Annotated in this window: 14 protein-coding genes; all 14 read right to left on the reverse strand. The window is 68.8% G+C overall.

Going from position 1 to position 23,159, the window contains the following annotated elements; translation table 11 throughout:
- Window positions 1–16: 16 nt before the first annotated feature.
- Complete coding sequence (gene pks13, locus G361_RS0135515) at window positions 17–5,347, reverse strand: polyketide synthase Pks13 (RefSeq protein WP_019931905.1); 5,331 nt, start codon at window positions 5,345–5,347, stop codon at window positions 17–19.
- Between the two features lie 126 nt (window positions 5,348–5,473).
- A complete protein-coding gene (gene fadD32, locus G361_RS0135520; RefSeq protein ID WP_019931906.1) occupies window positions 5,474–7,390 on the reverse strand; it encodes a long-chain-fatty-acid--AMP ligase FadD32 in 1,917 nt (638 codons plus the stop codon).
- Between the two features lie 305 nt (window positions 7,391–7,695).
- A complete protein-coding gene (locus G361_RS0135525; RefSeq protein ID WP_026343899.1) occupies window positions 7,696–8,631 on the reverse strand; it encodes a cutinase family protein in 936 nt (311 codons plus the stop codon).
- A gap of 53 nt (window positions 8,632–8,684) precedes the next feature.
- Window positions 8,685–9,206 (reverse strand): DUF732 domain-containing protein, encoded by a 522-nt coding sequence (locus G361_RS0135530; protein ID WP_019931908.1) that lies wholly within the window; start codon window positions 9,204–9,206, stop codon window positions 8,685–8,687.
- A 154-nt stretch (window positions 9,207–9,360) separates the two neighbouring features.
- Window positions 9,361–11,184 carry an alpha/beta hydrolase-fold protein gene (locus tag G361_RS0135535; RefSeq protein WP_052172949.1) on the reverse strand — a complete coding sequence of 608 codons (1,824 nt, stop codon included), beginning with the start codon at window positions 11,182–11,184 and terminating at the stop codon, window positions 9,361–9,363.
- Between the two features lie 234 nt (window positions 11,185–11,418).
- Window positions 11,419–12,489, reverse strand: coding sequence for an alpha/beta hydrolase family protein (locus G361_RS0135540; RefSeq protein WP_081635736.1), 1,071 nt, complete (start codon window positions 12,487–12,489; stop codon window positions 11,419–11,421).
- A gap of 363 nt (window positions 12,490–12,852) precedes the next feature.
- Window positions 12,853–13,893, reverse strand: a complete 1,041-nt coding sequence (locus tag G361_RS0135545; RefSeq protein ID WP_081635737.1) for an alpha/beta hydrolase family protein — start codon at window positions 13,891–13,893, stop codon at window positions 12,853–12,855.
- Between the two features lie 278 nt (window positions 13,894–14,171).
- Complete coding sequence (locus G361_RS0135550; protein WP_052172950.1) at window positions 14,172–15,257, reverse strand: alpha/beta hydrolase family protein; 1,086 nt, start codon at window positions 15,255–15,257, stop codon at window positions 14,172–14,174.
- Window positions 15,258–15,431: 174 nt separating this feature from the next.
- On the reverse strand, window positions 15,432–17,462 hold the full coding sequence (gene zomB, locus G361_RS0135555; protein ID WP_019931913.1) for a flagellar motor control protein ZomB: 2,031 nt from the start codon (window positions 17,460–17,462) through the stop codon (window positions 15,432–15,434).
- Window positions 17,463–17,466: 4 nt separating this feature from the next.
- Window positions 17,467–18,411 (reverse strand): decaprenyl-phosphate phosphoribosyltransferase, encoded by a 945-nt coding sequence (locus G361_RS0135560; protein ID WP_026343903.1) that lies wholly within the window; start codon window positions 18,409–18,411, stop codon window positions 17,467–17,469.
- Window positions 18,412–18,434: 23 nt separating this feature from the next.
- On the reverse strand, window positions 18,435–19,004 hold the full coding sequence (locus G361_RS0135565; RefSeq protein WP_019931915.1) for a phosphatase PAP2 family protein: 570 nt from the start codon (window positions 19,002–19,004) through the stop codon (window positions 18,435–18,437).
- Window positions 19,001–20,938: a glycosyltransferase gene (locus tag G361_RS0135570; protein ID WP_019931916.1), complete on the reverse strand. Its 1,938-nt coding sequence runs from the start codon at window positions 20,936–20,938 to the stop codon at window positions 19,001–19,003. Before G361_RS0135570 ends, G361_RS0135565 begins: the two co-directional genes overlap by 4 nt.
- Complete coding sequence (glf, locus tag G361_RS0135575; protein ID WP_019931917.1) at window positions 20,935–22,137, reverse strand: UDP-galactopyranose mutase; 1,203 nt, start codon at window positions 22,135–22,137, stop codon at window positions 20,935–20,937. Before glf ends, G361_RS0135570 begins: the two co-directional genes overlap by 4 nt.
- Before the next feature lie 72 nt (window positions 22,138–22,209).
- Window positions 22,210–23,085, reverse strand: a complete 876-nt coding sequence (locus G361_RS0135580; RefSeq protein WP_019931918.1) for a hypothetical protein — start codon at window positions 23,083–23,085, stop codon at window positions 22,210–22,212.
- Window positions 23,086–23,159: the final 74 nt, after the last annotated feature.

The raw sequence follows: 23,159 nt of genomic DNA on the forward strand, positions 1-23,159 counted from the left end.
TCCCCTCGGATATCGGTCAGCTGCGTTGGATCTCGGTCAACTTCTCGGTCAGGTCGGCGCCGATCGTAGCGATACGCGGTTCATCGATGATCTGCAGGTGGTCACCCGGGATGTGGATGATCTCCAGATTCGGGATGTACTCGTCCCAGCCACCGTTGGGCCGGCGGTCGGCGAAACGCGGTTCCAGCTCGATGATTCCGTCGTGGTAACGATCCGCAAGGTACAGCACGGTGTCACCGTCATACCGGCTGGGCGTCACCTTTTGCAACTCGCGGCTCTCCACCCATGAGGTGCGCTGGTGCTCCAGCACGCCGCCGGGGATCTGCACACCCGCGAATTTGATGAGCTCCGAGATGATCTGGAACTGCTCCGAGTCGTCGACGCCGGCCAGCTCCGCCATCTGCTCCTCATCGAGTTCGCCCTGGAAACCGTAGGTCTTCTTGGCGAAGGCCTGGTACCGCTCGATCCGGCGCACCCGCTCCTCGGGCGTGTTCACCTCGTTGTCCACCGGCAGCGCCAGGTCGATCAGGCCGATCAGCCGGACGTCCGCGCCCTCGTCCCGCATGATCTGCGCGACCTGCAACGCGAACACCGCGCCCAGCGACCAGCCGTACAGCACGTACGGCCCCTCCGGCTGGAGCTTGCGGATCTCCGGAATGTACTGCCGCGCACGCTCATCGATGGAACCCTCGACCCGCTCGAAGCCGTACATCGGGGTGTCGGCGGGCAGCCGCTTCAGCAGCGGCTCGTACACCAGCGTGTTACCGCCCGAGGGATGGAATACGAAGACCGGCACGGTCGTCGCGCCGTCCGGCCGGGCCCGGAGGGTGCGGACGAAGCCGTCGAGGCTGCCGCCGTCCTCCTGATGTCTGCGGACGATATCGGACAGCTGCTCGATGGTCCGGACGGCCCGTACCTCGACCGGATCGAGGGTGGCGCCGACCCGTTCGGACAGTCGCTCGGCGAGCTTCCCGGCGAGCTCCTCGTCGATCGCGGGCAGCAGATCGAAGATGCCGCCGGCCGACTTGCCGGTGGCCGTCGCCCAGGTGGCGTAGGTGAGTCGCTCGGCCGCATCGCGCGGCGGCACGTTCTCCTCGCGACCGGCTTCGGTCCGCACACCGCCTGCGGCGGAGGCGGATTCGGTCGCGGCCGAGTCGGTGTCCGCACTGGTCACGGAATTCGCTCGGGCCGTTGCGCTTTCGCCGGCCGTCTCGGAACCCGCCGGGGCCGTTGCACTTTCGCCGGCGCCCGCGGATCCGGCTGCGGCAGTGGCGGTCTCGACACCCGCGGCGGCCTTGGCGGCGGCCGCCGGATCCGCGCCGGACTCGATGGCCGCGCGGGCCGCGGCAACCACGGTCTCGTCGACGGTCAGCGTGCCGCCGCCGGCGGCCTGCTGCTCCGCCAGCGCCTCGACCTCGTCGCGATGCTCGATGGCGTACCGCAGCATCTTCGCGACCTCGGTGAGGCTGGCGTCGCGCACGGCGGCGATCTGCAACTGCGGGATGTCGAATTCGTACTCGACCCGGTTCTTGATCCGCATCGCCATCAGCGAGTCCAGACCCAGCTCCATGAGCGGGATCTCCATCGGCAGATCCTCGGGCGAGTAGCCCATGGTCTCGGCGACGATGCCGCGCAGCCGCGCGTCGATCGTCTCCGTGCTGTCCGGACTCCAGCGCTCACCGAACGATACCGGACCCGCATCGACCGAATCCTGCTGTGCCGCAACGCTCTCGCTCGGCGCGGCCGGTGCCGCGACGGCCACGGGCAGCGGGGCGCCCGAGGTGACGACCGCGTCGAACAACAACCGGAACCCGGCGCCCTCGGCGGCGTGCACCTGTACCGACGCGCCGCCGGGATGCGGGGTGAGCGTGGTGGTCAGCGTGCCGCTCGCGGGCGCCGCGGCGTGGGCCACCGAGGCGCCGAGCGTGACCTCCGTGAGCACCTGTCCCGCGGCGGCGGCGACCAGCGCACCGAGCTCGGTGACGACCTCGGCCGACACCTCCCAGGCGTGCCGGCCGTCGGGCAGCGCGACGTGCGCACCCGGCACCCGGCCGGCGCCGGAACCACCGAGCGCGATATTCGCCTTCGGCCAGTACTCCTTGCGCAGGAAGGCGGTGCGCGGCGCGTTCGCGAACGGGCCCGCGGGCAGCAACGAGGTCAGGTTCACCGGATGCCCCTGCGCGTACAGCTGCGCCAGCGCGCCGATCACCGCGGCGGACTCGTCCTCCTTGCGCTTCAGCGTGGGGACGAGCGCCGCATTGTGCACACCGGCCGCGTAGGTGGTGCCCAGCACCTGCATCAGCGCCACCGAATTCGGCGCCAGCTCCAGATAGGTGGTGATGCCGTTGTCGACCGCATGCCGCACCGCATTGGTGAAGTACACCGAATGCCGCATGTTGGTGACCCAGTAGTCGACGTCGTGCACCGCCGGATTACCGGTCGGGTACACCGCGTCGCGATGCACGGTCGAGTACAGGTCGACCCGCAGCGGCGTCGGCTCGATCCCGGCCAGCTCGGCGGCCAGCTCGCCCAGCAGCGGATCCATCTGCGAGGTGTGCCCGGCGCCGCGGGTCGGCAGCACCCGGGCGAACTTGCCCTCGGATTCGGCGCGCGCGACGACCGCGTGCACCTGCTCCGGCGGCCCGCCGATCACGGTGTTGGTCGGGGCCGCGTAGACCGCGACCTCCAGATCCGGATAGTCGGCGAGCACCTCGACGATGGCATCGGCGCTGTATTCCACCAGCGCCATGTTGCGGACCTGATCGTCGGTGAGCGCCTGCTCGGCCTCGCCCATCAGCCGGGAGCGGGCGCTGATCACGCGCACCGCGTCTTCCAGGTTCAGACCGCCGGCGATGTACGCGCCCGCGGCCTCACCCATCGAATGACCGACCACGGCCTCCGGCACGGCGCCGTGTGCGCGCAGCACCTCGGCCAGGCCGACCTGGATGGTGAAGATGCCGACCTGCGACGTGCCGACGTCCCAGTCCTGCTCGTCGTCCAGGATCATCTCCCGGACCGAGTAGCCGGTCTCGAACTCCATCAGCTCGTCGACCTTGTCGACGGTCCGGGCGAAGATCGAATTCTCGTGGTAGAGCTGCTTACCCATCTTGCGGTGCTGCGCGCCGAAACCGGCCAGCACCCACATCGGGCCGTGCGCGGCCGGGGCGTCGGCGGTGAACACGCCCGGCCCGGGTTTGCCGGCGGCGACGGCCCGCAGGCCCGCGATCGCCTCCTCGTGCGTGGTGGCCAGCACCACGCCGCGGGACCGGCCGTGGTTGCGCTTGGCCAGGGTGCGGGCCACATCGGCCAGTGGCGTCGATGCGCCCTGGGCCGATTCCAGCCAGTCGGCCAGATCGGTGGCGGCGCGGCGACGCCGGGACGGCAGGTACCCGGAGACCGGGAGGATCACCGGCAGTGGCGTGGCGCGCGCGTCGGTCCACTCGGGGACATCGGTGGCGGATGCCGGACCGGCCGCCGCGACGATCGCCTCCGCGTCGGCGATCACATCGGTGGTCTCGTCGTCCAGCTCGTCCTCGACGTCGCCCTCGAGTTCGGCCTTCGCGGCGAGCCCGGCGGGTACCTCGAACTCCTCGTCCTCGGTCTCGGCGGCGGGCACGTACTCCTGGATGACCACGTGCGCGTTGGTGCCGCCGAAGCCGAAGCCGGAGACGCCGATCGTGGCGGTGCCGCTGTAGCGCGGGAATTCGGTCGGCTCGTCGACCACCCGCAGCCGGGCCTGGTCGAACGGGATGTACGGATTCGGCCCGGAGTAGTTGACGCTCGGCGGAATGACGTTGTGCTGCAACGCCATCACCACCTTGGCCAGGCTGGCCGCGCCGGCCGCCGACTCCAGGTGGCCGAAATTGGACTTCGCCGAGCCGAGCAGCGCCGGCTTGTCGGCGTCGCGGCCGCGGCCGATCACCCGGGCCAGCGCGTCCGCCTCGATCGGATCGCCGAGCAGGGTGCCGGTGCCGTGCGCCTCGACGTAGTCGACGGAGGTCGGCGCGATGCCGGCGTCGCGGTAGGCGCGGCGCAGCACCTCGGCCTGGGCGTCCGGGTTGGGGGCGAGCAGGCCGTTGGAGCGGCCGTCGTTGTTGACCGCGGAACCCTTGATCACGGCGTAGATCTGATCGCCGTCGCGCTCGGCGTCGGCGAGGCGCTTCAGCACCACCAGGCCGCCGCCCTCGGACCGGACGAAACCGTCGGCATCGGCGGAGAACGCCTTGATGTGGCCGTCCTTCGCGATCGCCCCGTTCGCCTCGAAGCCGAGCGTCGCGGCCGGCGCCACCAGCATGTTCACGCCGCCGGCCAGGGCCACGTCGGCCTCGCCGGAGCGCAGCGCGCGCACGGCCTGGTGCACCGCGACCAGCGTGGACGAGCACGCGGTGTCGACGGAGACCGACGGCCCGCGGAAGTCGTAGAAGTAGGACACCCGGTTCGGGATGATCGAGGACGCGCTGCCCATCAGCGAGTACGCCTCGGCCGACACCGGCACGTTCGGATCGCGCTCGCCGGACAGCCCCAGCGCCGCGATCAGCATGAAGTCGTTGGTGGACGATCCGATGAACACACCCACCGGCTCGCCCTTGAGCTCGTTCGCCGGGATGCGGGCGTGTTCCAGCGCCTCCCAGGTGAGCTCCATCATCAGCCGCTGCTGCGGGTCGACCCGCTCCACCTCCAGCGGCGACATCGCGAAGAATTCGGCGTCGAAGCCCTTGATGACGTCCTGGTCGAGGTAGCCGCCCTTGGTGTTGGCCGCATCGATCGCCGCCGCGAGCCGCGGATCGGCGGTGAACTCCGACCACCGCCCGGCCGGCCGTTCCCGGACCCCGTCGCCGCGGCCGGCGAGGAACTCCCAGGTCGACTCGGGCGTGTCACCGGCTCCGGGCAATCGGGTGGACAGGCCCACGATCGCGACGTCGTGCGCGTCGCCCGCGAGGTGCCCGGCGGTGTAGAACGCCTCGTCGAGCGGTCCTTCCGGGACGTCCGGCTCGCCGTTGACGATCCGCTCGGCCAGCGAGGCGATGGTGGGGTGCTGATAGACGATCGTCGCGTTGAGCGTGACGCCGGTCAGCTCCTCGATATCGCCGCCGAGGGCGAGCGCGTCCCGCGAGGCCAGGCCGAATTCCTCCATCGGCCGGTCCACGGTGATCTGCTCGATCGGTTGCCCGGTCGCGTCGGCGACCCAGCGGCGCAACCACTCCCGCAGCTCGGCCACCGAGAGATCGGTGGCGGGGCGGTGTATGCCGGTGCCGGCGCCGTCCAACTGCCCGGCAGCCGGGGTGGATGCGACGGCGGTTTCCGCGGCGCCGTCGGCGGTCTGGGGGAATCCCTCGTTGTCAGCCATCAATTCCTCAAGCTACCTGTGTAGGGGTGTTGCACGGCAGGGATTGACAGCTGGTGTCGCCGTCACGTGCCGAATGTACCGAAGTCCCGGCGGCAGAAGCTGCCGCCGGGACCGAGGGAGTGCGAGTCAGTCCTCGTCCGGTGCATCCGGGAAGGCCTGCTGGGTGTAGCCGCCGCGGAGGGTGCCCTCCAGATAGGCGGCCTTGCAGGCCCGGCGGGCGATCTTGCCGCTGGACGTACGCGGGATCGAGCCCGCGGGCACCAGCAGGATGTCGCGGGCGGTGACGCCGTGGCGCTGGGAGATCGCCGCGCGGACCGCGTCCGCGATCGGCTCCGGATCGGCCTTGCCGGCACCCGGGCCGCGCTCGGCCACGACCACCAGTTCCTCCGAGGAGTCGTCCGCGTCGAACTGCAGGCCGGTCTCCGGGCCGAACACGTCGGCCGGCAGCTGATTGGCCGGAACCGAGAACGCGGCGATGAAGCCGGGGCGCAGCGCCTTGCTGGACTCCTGGGCCGAGTACTCCAGATCCTGCGGGTAGTGGTTGCGGCCGTCGACGATCACCAGATCCTTGACCCGGCCGGTGATGTAGAGCTCGCCGTCCACATACACGCCGTAGTCGCCGGTGCGCAGCCAGATGCCGTCCTCGGGGGTGCCGGTGGCCTTGCTGCCGACCGGCAGCCGGTTCGGCAGCCGATTCCCGAACGTGTTGCGGGTCTCCTCCTCGCGGCCCCAGTACCCGATGCCGATGTTGTTGCCGTGCAGCCAGATCTCGCCGACCTCGCCCTCGGCCAGTTCCCGGGCGCCGGTGGCGTCGTCGATGGACTCCGCGTCCACGATGGCCGCCCACTGCGAAATACCCACGTAGCCGCAGCTGACCTGGGCGATCGAATTCGGCGTGCCCTGCTCGACCCGGACCACCCGGCCCGCGTTGAGCTCGGTGCGATCGACGTAGATGACCTTGGCCTCGTCCTCGTGCCGGGTCGCCGACACGAACAGGGTGGCCTCGGCCATGCCGTAGCACGGCTTGATGGCCGTCTTCGGCAGGCCGTACGGCGCGAAGGCCTCGTTGAACTTCTTCATCGAGCTGACGGTGACCGGCTCGGAGCCGTTGATCAGGCCGATGACGTTCGACAGGTCCAGCGACTCGCCGTTGCGCGGCAGGCCGCGGGCGGCGGCGTGCTCGAAGGCGAAGTTGGGCGCGGCGGCGAAGGTGCCGGCGCCGTCGGAGACCGCGGCCAGCTCGTGGATCCAGCGGTAGGGCCGCCGGACGAACGCGCTGGGCGACATGATGGTGATGTACTTGCCGCCGATCGCGGGCACGATCACGCAGAGCAGGCCCATGTCGTGGAACAGCGGCAGCCAGGTGACGCCGCGGGAGTTCTCGTTGAGGTCCAGCGCGTGCACCATCTGCAGCACATTCGTGCCGACCGCCCGGTGGGTGATCTCGACGCCGGCTGGAACGCGTGTCGATCCCGAGGTGTACTGCAGGTAGGCGATATCGTCCACGAGGATGGCGGGGCGCACCCAGGACTCGCCGAGGGTATCGGGCACCGCGTCGACCGCGATGATCCGCGGCCGCTGCGGGGCGGGCAGCGAGCGGAACAGCTGCCGCACCCCCGCCGCCGACGAACTCGCCGTCAGGATCGCGGACGGCTTGCTGTCGCCGAGTACCGCGTGCAACCGGTCGGTGTGTCCCGGCTCGTCGGGGTCGAACAGCGGCACGGAGATACAGCCGGCATAGATGGCGGCGAAGAAGGAGATCACATAGTCCAGACCTTGCGGCGCCAGCACCGCAACTCGGTCACCGGGCTTGGTGACCTGCTGGAGGCGGGCGGCCACCGCGCGCAGCCGGACGCCGAACTGCTTCCAGGTCAGATCCTGGTACTCACCGTCGCGCTCGCGTGAGTAGTCGATGTATCGATAAGCAAGATCATTCGCATCGTTGCGGGTGTGCTTCTCGACGTAATCGACCAGGGTACGGCCCTCGGGAATTCTGATGTTCCCGGTTTCGTCCAGGTAGTCGTCGAAAGTCTCGTCCGTCATTCCTTCTCCTCCGAGGCACACGCAGCACGGCGTCGTCGCCGCTGTTGCCTGTGAGGCCCCGACTGTCCATGCCTGCGGGCGCTCGAGTGCTACTTGCGAGCCTGCCTGCGGTTATTTGTGGCGGTCTGCGCGGTGACCGCCAGTTCGGCCAGATGTACTCGAGCCAGGGCTATGTTACAGAGCAGCGACGGGAGGAGTCTCCCGAGAGTGCAATCACCACCGGCTGCCTCCTCGAGTCGGATTCACCTTCACTGTGCCTTTGGTGTGGACGAGGAATTTACCACCGGAACCGCCGCCGGACCGGATCAGGAGTGGGCCGGATGCGGGGCATCGGAGATGATGCCCTCGGCCCACAATGTCGTCCACTGTGTCGTGGTCGTTCCCTTGTCGTCGACCACAAAGGTGTTGTACATCGCGTGCACCGGATTACCGGCCGCGCGCACCAGTGACAGCACGCTCGGGATGAGGTTCACCGGGGTCAGCGCCTGCCGCGGCGCGTCACAGATCAGGTCGCCGGGGGCGCAGACGGTGAAGGTCCGATCGGCCACCGCGCCGAAGCCCGCGCGCGGGCCGGTCATGGTGATCCCCGGCACATTGAGGCCCTTCAGGGCCACCTCCGCACCCACTCCGGGCGGTGCGGCGCCGACCTCGGTCGCCTGGCCGGGCCCGATATCGCGGCGGCCGTCGGCGATCAGCATCACGCCGAGCACCAGATCCGCGGGCACCGGCCCGCGGTTGGCGCCGATCTGGGCCGCGAGATCACCGGCGATCACCGCACCCTGGGAGAAACCGACGATCACATAACTGGTCAGCGGGCAGGTCCGGTTCATCTGGGCCAGTTCGTCCTGGGCCCGCTGGGCGCCCTCGGACCGGCTGTTGTTGTAGGACTGCTGACCGTCCGGCGGCAGTGCGACCGGATTGGAGAATTGGGCCACGTACGGCACGGTATAGATATCCAACCGGCTCTGCGGGAACTGCGCGCGCACCGGAGTGGTGACATTGCGCAGCAGCGCCAGCGGATTGGCCACCGGATTGTGCGGATCGTCGTCGCTGCGCGACTCCCAGGTGCCTGGAATGGACAGTAACTGCACATCCGGGCAACTGGCCGGTTGGCTGGTGGGCCGCTTCGGTCCCGGCGGGGTGGGCCCCGGCGGCCGCAACCGCCCGGCCAGCAGGTACCACAGCAGCAGCACCACGATCACGATGATCGCGACGGCCGCCAGCGCGATCAGGCACCCCATGCCGCGGCGGCGGGACTGCGGTCCACGCTGCGGATATCCGGGACGGCGCACGGTCACTTGTCGCAGTAGGTCGCGCCGGCGACGTCGATGTAGATCTTCCCGGCCTGCTCCACCGGCATCTTCTGCTGATCGAAGGACGGATCGGCGCCGGCCATGGCGTTGACGTAGGTGGTCAGCTCCGAATCGGAGGCGCCGGCGGCCTTGCTCTGGCAGATGTACTGGGCCGTGGTCAGCGCGATGTCGGGGCTGGACGGATGTACCCCGCGCTTGTTCAGCTCGTCCAGGAACGCCTGATCCTTACCGGCCAGCGGGGCATCGGTGGTCGGCTGCGCGGGCTGCGGCCGCTCGGCGACGGCCGACGTGGTGGTCGGCGCCGGGGCCGGCGGCTGCTGCTGCGCGGAGGGCTGCTCGGCGACCGCGCTGGTGGACGACGGTGCGGCGGTCGTGGTCGAGGTCTTCAGCGTCGGCGTGCTCGAGGCGGTCGAGTCGTTGTGACCGCAGGCGGTGAGGTAGAACACGGGAACCAGTGCCAGGGCGGCGCAGGCCGCTGTTGCCTTACCACGAATCCGGAGCATGAATGCGGGTCCTCGATCTGTTTTCGGGATAGGTCGTCACCCAGGCTAACGGCAACGCGCGCGATCAGGGCACGGCAAGGACGAACCTCATGCAGTTCTCAGACCGAAACCCGCGACCGGGCCGGTTCGCCGCCGACCGCCGCGATCCCGCATCTCAGACGCCGTGCACCTCGGCGCGACCGTCGTGGACGACCACGAATCCGGTCTGGAAGTTCTGCTGGATCCCGCCGGGAATCGCGAACTCGTCGCTGATCGGGAACCCCAGCCGGCCGTTCTCGAAGCCCTGCTGACCCCAGGCCTCCATGATCGGGCCGTTGCGCACCGCCCAGGCGCCGGACAGCGGACTCCAGTAGATGTTGCCGCCCTCGAACCGGCTGAACCGGCCGGCGTCCTTGAGCGGTTCCTCCCCCGCGGTCGGGAAGCCCAGCGGGCCGCCCTCGAAGCCCAGCTGCGCGTATTTGCCGAGGACCAGCCCCTGCACCCGATGCGCGCCGGATTTCTCGCCGGCGAAGATGGGCCCGTTCTCGAAGCCCTGCACCACACCGTCCCGGCTGGGGGTGCGCGCCTCCGGACCGGTGGGATAACCGGCCGGGCCGCGCTCGTAGCCCTCCCGGCCCCAGGCGTCGAGGATGGCGCCGCGTACGGCCTGCGCGCCGGTGCGGGGACTCCAGTAGACGGTGCCGCCGCGGAATTCCTGCATCCGGCCGACCCCGTCGGGCAGCGGAACCTCGTCGCCGACGGGCAGGCCGAGCGGACCGCCCGGTCCGACCGCGCCCTCGTAGCTGCCGCCGATCATGCCGCCCACCGGATGCGCGCCACCGAGCGGCGACCAGATCACCCGGCCGCCGTGGAAGTCCTGGGCGACGCCGCCGGTCACCGGATATTCGCCGGTGACACAGTCGCCGAGCCAGCCGGTGGACTGCGCCACCGCGGCGATATCGCCGCCGACCCCGCAGTCGGAGCGGTCGGAGTCCACGCCCAGCGCGGCGGCCGCCTGCGGCCAGGACTGCCGCATCTCGAAATCCCAGTACGGCCACGAATGTGTTCCGGACTGACGGTATTCGACCGTGACCGGAATCTGTAGCTGGCCGAGTTTGGTGATGAAATTCTGACTGGTCAGCCGGGACAGTATCTCCAGTCCCATACCGGTGTAATTCGTACTGACCAGCGGAATATCGGACGGGCTGTCGAAGGTGCCGGTGGTACCGCTGCCGGCGGAAATGTAGAGGCTCGTGCCCTTCAGCTTCTCGGCCAGGTTGTACGGGTCGTGCGCGGCCCATTCGTCGCTGGTCGGCGGGCCCCACATCGAGTTGGCGTCGAATCCGCCCGCATCGCGCATGGCGTAGGTGATCGCCTGCGGCATGCCCAGCGTGGTGGTGGTGAGGTAGCCCGAGTACGCGGAGGCGAACCGGGCGAAGCCCGGATTGCGGCCGGCCAGGAACATCGCCGCCGTGCCGCCCATCGAAATACCTTCCAGGCCACGGACATCCGTGGCCCGCCACTGACCCTCCAGCAGCGGCGGGAGCTCCCTGGTGAGGAAGGTCTCCCACTTGTAGTTGTGGCCGTTGTCCGGCTCGAGCCAGTCGGAGTAGAAGCTGGACTCGCCGCCGACCGGCAGCACCACCGTGACGTTCTTGTCGGCGAAGAAGTCCTGCGCGCCGGCCTGTTTGGTCCAGCCGTTCTCGTCGTCGGTGGCCCGCAGCCCGTCGAGCAGGTACATGACCGGGAATCGCGCCTCGGGGTGGGTGTTCCAGTCCCGGGCGAGCAGCAGTTGCACCTGTACCGGAGCGCCCATCGAGGGCGAGTTGATCCACAGCGCGACGCGGCGGTCGCTGAGCCAGATCGCCTGCTGCACAACGGCGGCGGGCGCCGGGATCGCGGCCTGCTGGGCCGCGGCCGGTACCGCGACGACACCGGCGGTCAGCGGTAGCAGTGCGGCGGCGGCCAGCACCGCGCCCCGCCGAACGCCACGGAACATCCTCCCCGCATCATTTCGCGCTGCTGCCACGACCATGTTTCTACCGTCATGCCGGTGGGTAGCCAGGTAGGACGCGCGGAGTAATGCAATCGATTCCGGGCAGTTCCCGGACATTTCGCCACAATGCCCGGAAATAACTGAACGGTATTGCACGGTTCCGAAACGCCACTGCCCCCGGCGGGATGCCGGGGGCAGTGGGTGATTCGTAGCGTTCGCCGTATGCGGCGCCGCGATTTATCCGGCGCTGGCGCCGAGAGCCGCCAGGATACCCGGGCGGGACTTACCCAGCTCGTCCTGCCAGTACAGCCAGGAGTGGGTGCCGACCGCCGGGAAATCGTAGGTGGCCGGGATATGCAGCGAATTCAGCCGCGCCTGGAAGGCCCGGGTGCTGACCATCGAGATGGCCTCGATGCCCATCGCGGTACCGGTGTTGAACACGCCCACCGCGCTGTTCGGGTGGTCGTACTGACCCGGCAGACCGCTGGAGGCCGAGATGTACATCGGCAGGCCGCGCAGCTGCGGGGCGAACACCATCGGGTCCATCTTCAGCCACTGCGGGCTCCACGGCACCGCCAGGGCGTCGCAGTTGAACCGGCCGGCGTCGAGCATCATCGCGCGGATGGCCTCACGCATGCCCGGGGCGTTCCAGTTCAGCGGACCCGAGAAGGAGGCCGCGTACTTGAACTGGTCGCGATGGAAACCGGCCAGCCGCAGCGCGGCGGGACCACTCATCGACAGACCGGCGACGGCCCAGTTCTTCTGCGAGACACCGTAGTTGTTGGCCAGGTAGCCGGGCAGCTCCTGGGTCAGGAACGTCTCCCACTTGTACGTGAACTTCTGGCCGTTGGTGTTGCTCGGCGAGGCCCAGTCGGCGTACCAGCTGGACTGACCGCCGACCGGCATCACCAGGGTGACGTCGTCGTTGGCGAACTGGTCCTGCGCGTTGGTCTCGAACGACCAGGCGTTCTTGTCGTCCCGGGCGCGCAGGCCGTCGAGCAGCAGCAGCGCGGAGCTGCCGCCGTTCTTCGCCCACTGCACCTGGACCTTGACCGGACCCATGACCGACGGAACCATCAGTTCGTCGTAGCCACCGGCCGGAGTGCGATGTACGGAATTGACCACCGGGCTGGCCAGTGCGACCGCCGGGGTAGCCGCGGCTGCCGCGAGCGGGACAGCCACGGTTGCGGCCCCCACAGCGAGAAGTCGTGTGCGCCAACCGGACCGAGCTTCTCGCCGACGCGACCGGAGACTCTCAGTCGCGAGCGCCGAATCCGCAGCCGGCGCGGCGGACCTGCCGAAACGCATGGATACTGCTCTCTTTCTTCTGCTGTGTCTGCTGTTGTAGTCGCTGCCGTTGGCGCAGTGGCCGGGCCGCCACCTACGAACTGGTCACACTTGCGCTTGCTGGACGATATTCGACCGCCCAATCGTTAGCAAGACGGTATCGGTCGGCTGACCGAAATCCGCCCGTGCACCTTTCGTAATCGTGTAGTGACCTTACCGCGTCCGCCCGATGATGTCGCGCCGTCGAAAGCTGTGAATCGGCAGCGTTTTTCACGTTCGGCTGTCCACATATGGACAACCAGCAGGCGACGGGATGCGGTGCTGTGATGTTTCGTCGCACCGCACCAGCGCACTGCTGGTTGTCCGTTGTGTCCCTCTCGAATACTAGAGGTGTTCGCTCAGATCGGGCAGCATCTTGACGACCTCGTCCGTCCAGTAGTGCCAGCTGTGCACGCCGACCGCGGTGTAGTCGAAGGTCGCGTTGCCGGGACCGGAACCGTCCCAGCTGGCCTGGAAGGCCCGGGTGTTACCGAGCGCGATGGCCTCCAGCACCTGCGCGTTGACCAGATGGAAGGCGTCCATCGGCTGGTTGATCTGGTCACGCGGGCCCGGAATGCCGTTACCCGAGGAGACCCACAGCCGGGTCCCGTTGGCCCGCAACAGATTGACCTCGTGGGTGGGATCGTTGCGCGTCCAGCGCGGATCCCAGGGGAAACCCCACATCGCGTCGATGTTGTAGCCGCCCGCGTCCAGCATCGCCAGCCGCAACGCCTCGCGCATACCGATCCCGGACAGATTCAGATAGCCCGAATACGCCGCGGCGTATTTGAACTGTTCCGGGTGATAGGCCGCCATCGTCATGGCAGCGGACCCGCCCATCGACAAACCCATGATGGCGTTGCCGACCGGGCTGAATCCGAGCCGATCCCGCAGCGCGCCCGGCAGATCCTGGGTCAGGAACGTCTCCCAGGTGTAGGCCTTCGCCTGACCGTTGGTGTTACTGGCCGCCGCCCAGTCGGTGTAGAAACTGGACTGGCCGCCCACCGGCATCACGATGTTGATGTTGTACTGCGAGACCAGCCGGGGCACATCGGTATCGATCTCCCAGCCCGACAGGTCGTCGCGGGCCCGCAGGCCGTCCAGCGCGTACAGCACCCGGCTGGTGTTGCCGTCCGCGGCCCGGAAGATCCGGGACTTGATCTGACCCATGCCGGAGTCCACCCAGAAATCGAAGCCGTCCTGGTTGAACGCCGCCTTCGTCACCGGCGCACCACCGATCGCCAGGACGGCCGGCAGCGCCACGGCCAGCGCGAATCCCGCGAGCCCGCGCACGAGTCGCCGGACCCGGCCACCATTTCCGCCGCCGGGCCTTCGTTCCCTTTCGCCCTCGGCGGCAACCCTTTCGCGTATCCAACGAACCCGCATCGACTCGACCTTTCGCCCGTGCGATCACGCGGTGACCGCAACCCAAGTGCTTGACGATCGACTCTCGACACCGAAGGCTTCCCGTGGTGACGAAGGTTTCGGCGTTGTGACTTACCGGCTCTTCTATAGGCAGACCACCCTGTCCGATTCAGGGGGAAACACCCTCCTTTATCGAACCGTGACGTAAACCTGGTATTTGCCGGACCGTCACGTCGCATAAAAAGGACTCGGCCCGGGAAACGAGTTCCCGGGCCGAGTCCGTCGATCGTGGCCGAAGGTCAGCCGATATTCGCCGAGAGATCGGGCAGCATCCGATTCACTTCGCTCTCCCAGTACCGCCAGTTGTGGACGCCGATGTTCGGGAAGTCGTAGGTCACGTTGTCCGCGCCCAGCGTCACCATGCGCACCTGGAACGCCCGGGTGTTGGCCAGGGCCAGGCCTTCCAGGCCCATGGCGTTGACGGTGGCGAAGTTCGCCCCGTCCGCGACGCCGGGCAGACCGCTGCCCGCGGAGATCCACAGGCGGGTGTTGTTGGTCTTCAACCGGGGGGCGAAGACGAACGGATCCATCCGCAGCCACTGCGGACCCCACGGCGGCGCCATCGAGTCGATGTTGTAGCCACCGGCGTCGATCATGGCCGCGCGCAACGCCTCCCGCATACCCGGCGCCGACACGTTGAGGTATCCCGAGTACGAACCGGCGTAGCTGAACTGTTCCGGATGGTAGGCGGCCAGCGTCACCGCGGCGCTGCCGCCCATGGACAGGCCGAAGACGCCGTTGCGGGAGGTACTGAACCCCAGCCGGTCCCGCAGCGCGTTGCGCAGGTCGCGGGTGATGAAGGATTCCCAGTCGTACCGGTAGCTCTTACCCGGGCCGCCCGCGAGCACCTGCAGGCCGCCGGAACCCGAGGAGGATCCCGAGGCCGAGCCGGACGAGCCGCTCACCGGCGGCAGGCCCAGGAACGAGCTGGCCGCGTTCCAGTCCGCGTAGAAGCTGGACTGACCGCCGACCGGCATCACGACGTTGATGTTGGCGGCGGTGAGCTGCGCCGCGACATTGGTCTCGATCTCCCAGCCGTTGAGGTCGTCGCGGGCCCGCATACCGTCCAGGGCGTACACGACCCGGCTGGTGTTGCCGTCCGCCGCGCGGAAGATCCGCGACTTGATCGGACCCATCACCGGCGAGTCGACCCAGAAGTCCATGGCGGACGGATCGAACGCGGCCGACGCCGTCCCGGCGCCGCCCACCGCGAGGCTCATCGGCAACAGTGCCGCCAACGCCAGGCCGAGTACCGCTCTGGTCAACCGGGCGGCACGCCGGCCCGGGCTGCTGTGCCGCGCCCGGAAAACAGTCACCCCACGCATAGTTCGATCGGCCTTTCCGTTGTACGGACGAGCGAACCCGGCCGCTGCTACGTCACGACCGCCGGACCGGATGTGGGACACGCGCTTCCGACGGATGTCTCCCGGCAGCTTATCGTCCGGGGACCATCGCGGTGTTACCCCGCCGAGACCGCTCGGATAAGCGTCCAGGTTCAGTTAATTCGGAGCGACCGGGGTGGTCGGATCGACCAGACCACAGCGCTGGATCTCGTACTTGGGTACCCGGTCGATCCGGTATTTCGCGAAATGCAGCGCCTGCTCCACGTTGTGGCGGAATCTGGACGCGGTCAACGGCCCTCGCGAGGAGGCCAGCAACGCCTGGGTGTCCGGGCACGTCAACGCGGTGCGGGCCTGCTTGACCCACTTCTCGTCCAGGAACCACGGCATCCAGGGATGCTGGCCGACCGCGCCGGCGTCGACGATCACCCAGTCCGAATACAGGTTCTTGTCGTGCCCGATCCGGCCGTCGCTGAGCCGATCGGTGTGCGCGGCAAGCGGATACGCGAGGCCCTCCTGATCGATGACCCGGACGTCCAGCGGGACGTTCATGCTGGTCATCCCGAGGTTCAGGAAGTAGACCGTATGCCCGGCGCCGCCGTCGGGAATCGGCAGTGGCGGCGGTGCGACGTACCACATCATGTACGACGGCGAACTCAGCAGCAGGCCGCCGTCGGGCGTGGCGGCGATGTCCTGCACCATCGCCCGCATCCGCGGATAGTCGAGATAGTCCTCGGCCAGCACCGGATGCTGATGAGAACTGTTGAGCACGTAGTAGATCCGCTCGTCGACGATGCCGGTCGAGCTGATGTTGGCGCCGGAGTTGTTGCCGGTGCTGTCGGTGACGAAGACCGACCAGCCGACGACGGCGAGCCAGACCACCGCGGTACCCGCCGCGAGCCAGGTCGCCGCACGGCCCGCGGGTTTCGCGGCGGGCCGCCCGTCCGATTCGGCGGGTGCGGCCGATCGCCGGACCGGTACCCGCACCGGCAGCACCGCGACCGGCAGCAGCAGGCAGAACAACTGCGGCAGCAACATCCGGCCGTGCATGAAGTCGCCGCCGACGCGCAGTTCGAACACCACCAGCGCCAGCCCGGCGACCAGCACCAGCGCGACCACGACGGCCGGCGTGCGCAGCCGATCGCGGCGCTGCCACATCCGGGCCGCGCGGGGGCCGAGACCGGTGGGCCGGGCGGACTCCGCCGCGGTGCCGGCGGCCGGGCGGACCCGGGCCGGACGCCGGCTCAGCACGGCGGCCACCAGGAGCAGCAGCACCGGCAGCCACAGCAGATACGGTCCGGTCAGATCCCACAGGTAGGTGAAACCCTGACCCCACTTCGCACCGCCGGCCTCCTTGGCCACGGCCGTATTCGGATAGGGCAGACCGTAATAGCCCATCCGGAAGATCTGGTACAGGCCCGGCACCAGGCAACCGGCCACCAGGATCGCGCACCGCAGCACGATCGGCTTCAGCCGGCTCGCGGGCATCGGGGCGAGGAAGATCAGCAGACCGGCGAGGCCGCCGACGATGATCATCTCCGGCCGGATCAGCCAGGACAGCCCGGCGACGAAGGCGATCGTCAGCATCAGGCCGGTACTCGCGCGTTCGGTGCGGCTCCAGCGGATCAGCAGCCACCAGAGCAGGCCGAGCCAGCAGATCACCAGGCAGTTCTCCAGGCCCGAGGTGGCGTAGTCGCGGGCCGGCGGCACCGCGATGTACACCGCCGCGCCCGCGGGCAGCAGCAGTACCGGCGTACCGGCCCGCTGCGGGGTGGTCCAGGGCCGGCCCCACAGCCGTGCGGCGCCGAGCATGGCGAGCACGATCGCGAGCACCGAGAGGCTCAGCGCCACGGCGAGGCTGACGTACTCCAGCCGGGCGTGGGTGATCCAGGCGAAGAACCAGATCACGTAGGTCCAGGCGGCGCTGGTGTTGGTCTCCACCCGCTCGCCCTCGTTGAACACCGGCCCGTATCCGGCCAGCAGATTGCGCACGGTGCGCAACACGATCAGTCCGTCGTCGGCGATCCATCGGCGCTGCCAGGCGCCGAGCGCGAAGAGGACCGCGGTGAGCACTACCCCACCGACGAAGACGGTCCGGGACACCAGAGCCGATCGCCTCTGAGCGCGGGTGGCCGGGCCGGCGGCACCCGCCGCCGGCCCTCCCTCGTTCTCTTGTCCCTCGACCACCATCTCGTCAGGTGAGATAGACAGCAACACCTACCGCTCCGATCCACGCGATGGCCAGGAGTTGCAGAATGCGGTCCCCCAGCGCGATCTCTTCGGGTTCACCGGCCTCGCCGCCATCGACGTCGACCGCGTAGCGCAGGATTGCGATCGTAAACGGAATCATCGAGACCGCGAACCACTGGGTGTGCTTGTGATCGGTTTCGAACGCCCACAGGCCGTAGAAGACCACCACCGCGGTGGCCGACAACGTCCAGATGAAGCGCAGGTAGGTAGGGGTGTAGTACTGCAACGACTTACGGATCTTGGCGCCGGTGTCCAGCGCGATCTTCAGTTCCGCATAGCGCTTTCCGGCCGCCATGAACAGCGAACCGAACGCCATGATCAGCAGGAACCACTGCGACAGGTGGATGTTCGACGCCGCGCCGCCGGCCACCGCGCGCAGCAGGAAGCCCGAGGACACGATGCAGATGTCCAGCACGGCCTGGTGCTTGAGCCCGAAGCAGTACGCCAGCTGGATGGAGATGTACACCGCCATCACGACGGCGAGCTGCCAGGAGGCCAGGAAGGAGCCCACCAGCGAGGCGGCCAGCAGCACCACCGACAGCACGTAGGCGAGGTTCACCGGCACCACGCCGGCGGCGATCGGCCGGTAGCGCTTGGTCGGGTGGGCGCGGTCGGCCTCCACGTCCAGCGCGTCGTTGACCAGGTAGATGCCCGAGGCCGCCAGGCAGAACACCACGAAGGCGATGCCGATGTGCCCGAGCCGGGTGGCGTCGGCCAGCGCGTACTGGCCGTCGGGTAGCTTGCCGGCGGCCATCGGCGCGGCCAGCACCAGGACGTTCTTCACCCACTGCCGCGGCCGGATGGCCTTGAACAGCCCGCCGACCAGGGTCTTCGGCGGGCCCTTGATGACGGCCTCGTCCAATTCGACGGTTGTCGGCTCTTCACTCACGACCAGGGCTCTTTCCTGTGCGGTCAACTCTCGAGTCTCTTTTCGGCGGCCAGCACGACGGCGGCGGAGGCAGCGCCCAGCGCCGAACCGGCGAGCACGTCGGTGGGGTAGTGCACCCCGAGCACGACCCGGGAGATCAGCATCGGCGGTACCAGCACCGCGGGCAAGGGTAACCCGGTGAGCCTGCCCAGCAACACCGCCGCCGCGGTGGTGGAGGTCGCGTGCGAGGACGGGAAGCTCAGCTTGCTCGGCGTCGACACGTTGATCCGGACCGACGGATCGTGCGGCCGCGGCCTGCGGACGACCCGCTTCAGGATCACGGAGGCGGCGTGCGCGCCGAACGCGCCGACGGCCACCCCGGCCCACTGCCGCCGCCGCGGCCGGTCGACCAGCGCGCCCACCGCGGCGATCCCGAGCCAGCCCAGGGAATGCTCGCCGAAGTGCGACAGTCCGCGCGCGGCCCGCACCACCCGCGGATCGCCGCCGATCGAGTTCTGCACCGCGTTGATGATCCGGACCTCGATCGGCCGGGGCGCGGGCGGTTCGGGGACGACGTGCAGGCGGGGCGGGTCGGCCGGCTGGGCGGCGGTCATTGCTGCTCTCCCTGGATCGGTTCGCCGTGGATTCCGAAGATGTTCTCCCACGCGGCCGTGCTGGTCAGCCGCGGATGCGCCGCACGATACCGTTCGCGCACGGTCGGGAAGCGCCCGGCCAGTTCCCGGCGCAACCGCATCGCCTCCGTGAACAGGCCCCACGCCTGCCGCGGATCGCGCTTGCGGTAGACCACGCCGCGGCCGTCGGCGGTGGTCACGGTGACGCCGTCGACCTGCGACAGCAGGTACCAGCGGGCGTCCAGGGTGGGCACATTGAGCTGCGGACGCTGATGGTGCTGCGGATCGGCGGCGCGCAGGTTGTGCACCACGCCCTTGGCCAGCCGCACCACCTTGGCGATCGGATTGCCCGGCTCGCCGACCGCACCCACGCCGCTGCCGCTGGGCAGCGGTAGTTCGGTGGCGGACGGCACGACCACCGCGTCCGGGAACTCCTTGCGCATCTGCGCCACCTCGCCGAGAGCGGAGGGCAGCAGATCGAACAGCCGGTCCGGACCGGCCAGGAAGTCGCGGATCGCCTGATTCTGGATGGCGACCGTCGAGTACTCCAGGCACAGCAGGTGTTTCAGCGTCGCCTTGATCGTGTTGAGCACCATCGGCCGGCCGTCGTTGGGCAGGTGCAGCGCCGCGACGACGAGCCGGTTGCGCAGGTGGAAGTACGCCTGCCAGTCGATGGCGTCGTCCTTGTCGCTCCACGCCATGTGCCACACCGCCGCACCGGGCAGGGTGACCGTCGGATAGCCGGCGGCGCGGGCGCGCAGGCCGTATTCGACGTCGTCCCACTTCAGGAACAGCGGCAGCGGCTGGCCGATCTCCTCGGCGACCGAGCGCGGGATGACACAGGTCCACCAGCCGTTGAAGTCGACATCGATGCGCCGGTGCAGCAGCTTGGAGTTGTCCCGGTCGCGCAGCGGGTATTTGGCGAAGTCGTGGTCGTACTCGACGTTCGGGGCCGACGTCCACATCCAGATGCCGCGATCGACGATCTCGCCCATCACGTGCAGGTGCGAACGCTCCTGCAGGTTCAGCATCTGCCCGCCGACCAGCGTGGGGGTGCGGGCGAAGCGGGCGAAGGCGAGCGCGCGCAGGATGCAGTCCGGCTCGATCTCGATATCGTCGTCCATGTAGACGATGTACTGGGCGTCGGTGGTCTTCAGCGCCTCGTACATGACCCGGCTGTAGCCGCCGGAGCCGCCGAGGTTGGGCTGATCGTGGATGGCCAGCCGGCCGCCGAGACCCGCTGCGGCCTCGGCGAATCCGGGCTCGTCGACCGTCTTGCGGGTGCCCTGGTCGGCGATGATCACGGCCTTGATCTTCTCCAGCACCAGCGGGTCCGAGCCGAGGGCCGCAAGGGTTTTCACGCAGTCGGTGGGCCGGTTGAAGGTGGGCATGCCGACCGCGATGCCGCCGTCGCCCGGGGCCTCGATCGGCGCGTACCAACCGCCGCTGCGCAATTCGACCGCGGTGTCGGTGGTGATGTCGAACCAGATCCAGCCGCCGTCCTCGAACGGGCCGAGATCCACCTCGAATTCGACATGTGCCGCATCCGACGCGCTGAACTCGTTGCCCTGCACGTGGATTCGCGAGCCGTCGGCCTTGGAGCGGTACACGTCGACGCGGCCGTGACCGGACAGCTCCAGGCGCAGCACCACCGACTTCAGGATGCTCCAGCGCCGCCAGTAGCTGGCCGGGACCGCGTTGAAGTAGGTGCAGAACGACACCTCGGACTCCGCGCCGATCGACAGCGAGGTACGCGACGGGGCATGGGCGCGACGGGCATTCGTCGCGGACTCCTCCAGGTACAGCGTGCGCACGTCCAGCGGTTCGCCCGGCCGGGGCAGAATGATGCGCTGCAGCAACGAGATCGCGCGCGAACCGTTGATCTCCGTCGCGTTCTCCACGGTGGCCTGGGTCATCGGTTCGTGTCCTGATCCACCAGCGGCGCACCGGTTTCCAGATGCGGCCGCAGCACGTTGTCGAAGGTGCTGAGCGCGCTGCCGATGGCCATGTGCATGTCCAGGTACTGGTAGGTGCCCAGGCGACCGCCGAAAATGACCTTGGCGGAAGCGGTTTCGGCCTTCGCGCGCTCGCGGTAGGCGAGCACCTTGGCGCGGTCCTCCGGGGTGTTGATCGGGTAGTACGGCTCGTCACCGGTCTGCGCGAACCGGGAGAACTCGCGCTGGATCACCGTCCGGTCGGCCGGATAGTCCCGCTCCGGGTGGAAGTGCCGCGGCTCGATGATGCGGGTGTAGGGCACGTCCGCATCGTTGTAGTTCATCACCGAGGTGCCCTGGAAGTCACCGGTCGGCAGCACCTCGGTCTCGAAATCGATGGTGCGCCAGCCCAATTCGCCGTCGGCGTAGTCGAAGTAGCGGTCCAGCGGGCCGGTGTAGATCACCGGGGCGTCCGGATTCTGCGCGCGCAGCTCGTCGCGGACGGCGAACCAGTCGGTGTCCACCCGGACCTCGATCAGGTCGGATTCGGCCATCTTGGTGAGCCAGGCGGTGTAGCCGTTGCGCGGCAGGCCCTCGTAGGTGTCGTTGAAGTACCGGTTGTCGAAGGTGTACCGGACCGGGAGCCGGGTGATGTTGCCGGCGGGAAGTTCCTTGGGATCGGTCTGCCACTGCTTGGCGGTGTAGTCGCGGAAGAAGGCCTCGTAGAGCGGACGGCCGATCAGGGAGATCGCCTTCTCCTCGAAGTTGGCGGCGTTCTTGCCGTCGACCTCGGCAGACTGCTCGGCGATCAGCGCGCGGGCCTCCTCGGGGCTGAAATACCGCCCGAAGAACTGCGACAACAATCCGAGGCCCATCGGCAGCGGGTACGCCTGCCCCTTGTGCAAGCCGAAGACCCGGTGCTGGTACCCGGTGAACTCGGTGAACTGGTTCACGTACTCCCACACCCGCTTGTTCGAGGTGTGGAAGAGGTGGGCGCCGTACTTGTGCACCTCGATCCCGGTCTCCGGGTCGGGCTCGGAGTAGGCGTTACCGCCCAGATGGGGGCGGCGTTCGACGACCAGGACACGCTTGCCGAGCTGGCTCGCGGTGCGCTCGGCGATGGTCAGCCCGAAGAAGCCGGAGCCGACGACGATGAGATCGAAGGGGGAAGCGACGGTCACGGGAGCCCAGCGTATCGGAAGTCCGCTCCGCCGCCAGGGCGAGTCGGTGAGCCCGGTCCGCGGGCGGCCCGATCAGCCGCCGTACTTGCGGATCACCAGCCCGGTGAGCGGAGTGCCGGACCGCAGCACCGGCCGTTTCGTCCGGGCGGTGACATCCACCTCGTGGATCGTGCCGCCGAGATCACTGACGTAGGCCGATGTCCGATCCGCGGTCAACGCCAGGCCGATCGCCTCCCGGAATCCGTCGGCCAGGATCTCCGGCGGCCCGCCCGGCGCGCGATGGGCCGGCAGCGGCGCGCGGTTGAGGGTGTTGCCGGCCGGCGGCGCGCCCCGATCGGTCCAGTAGACCAGCTCGTTGTCGAGGTCGAGCTCCAGATCGATCGGCTCCGGCAGCCCGGACCACAACATCTCCAGGTCGGGGCGGTGGGCCGGATCGGCGGCCGGGGCCGCGGTGGTGCGGAAGATCCGGCCCCGGCCGCCCTTCTCGGGGCCCTTCTGGGTCCAGTACAGCTGGCCGCGCCCGTGGTCGACGGCGACGCCGACACAGCGCCGCAGCTCCGCGTCCTCGTCGCCGGTGGACCGGTCGATCAGGGTTTCCACGTTCTCGCCGTCCAGGTCGCAGCACATCACCCGCATGCCCTCACGGTCGCTCCAGTAGAGCTTGCCCTCGACCCAGTCCCCGGCCAGCTGTTTGGGGGTGTGGGTGCCGCCGACCGGGACGATCGTGGTCCGGCCGCCGCCGTCGGCGTCCACCCGCTCGATCGACCCGGTGCCGGCGGCCGGGTCGGCGCCCATATCCGTCCAGTACACCCGGCCGGTCTTCGGATCCTCGACGATGCCGTCGGGCATCCGGTTCAGCCCGGTCACGAATGCGGCGGTCGTCCCGGTATCGATATCCACCTCGAGGATCTCGCCCCGCGACACCGCCAGCGCCAGCAGCTTGCCCATGCGAAACCTCGCTTCGTCATGTATCGCCACCCGGAAACCCGCACCACGAACCACCGTCACCGAGAATTCGCCGT

This window comes from Nocardia sp. BMG111209 (assembly GCF_000381925.1).
GTDB lineage: Bacteria > Actinomycetota > Actinomycetes > Mycobacteriales > Mycobacteriaceae > Nocardia.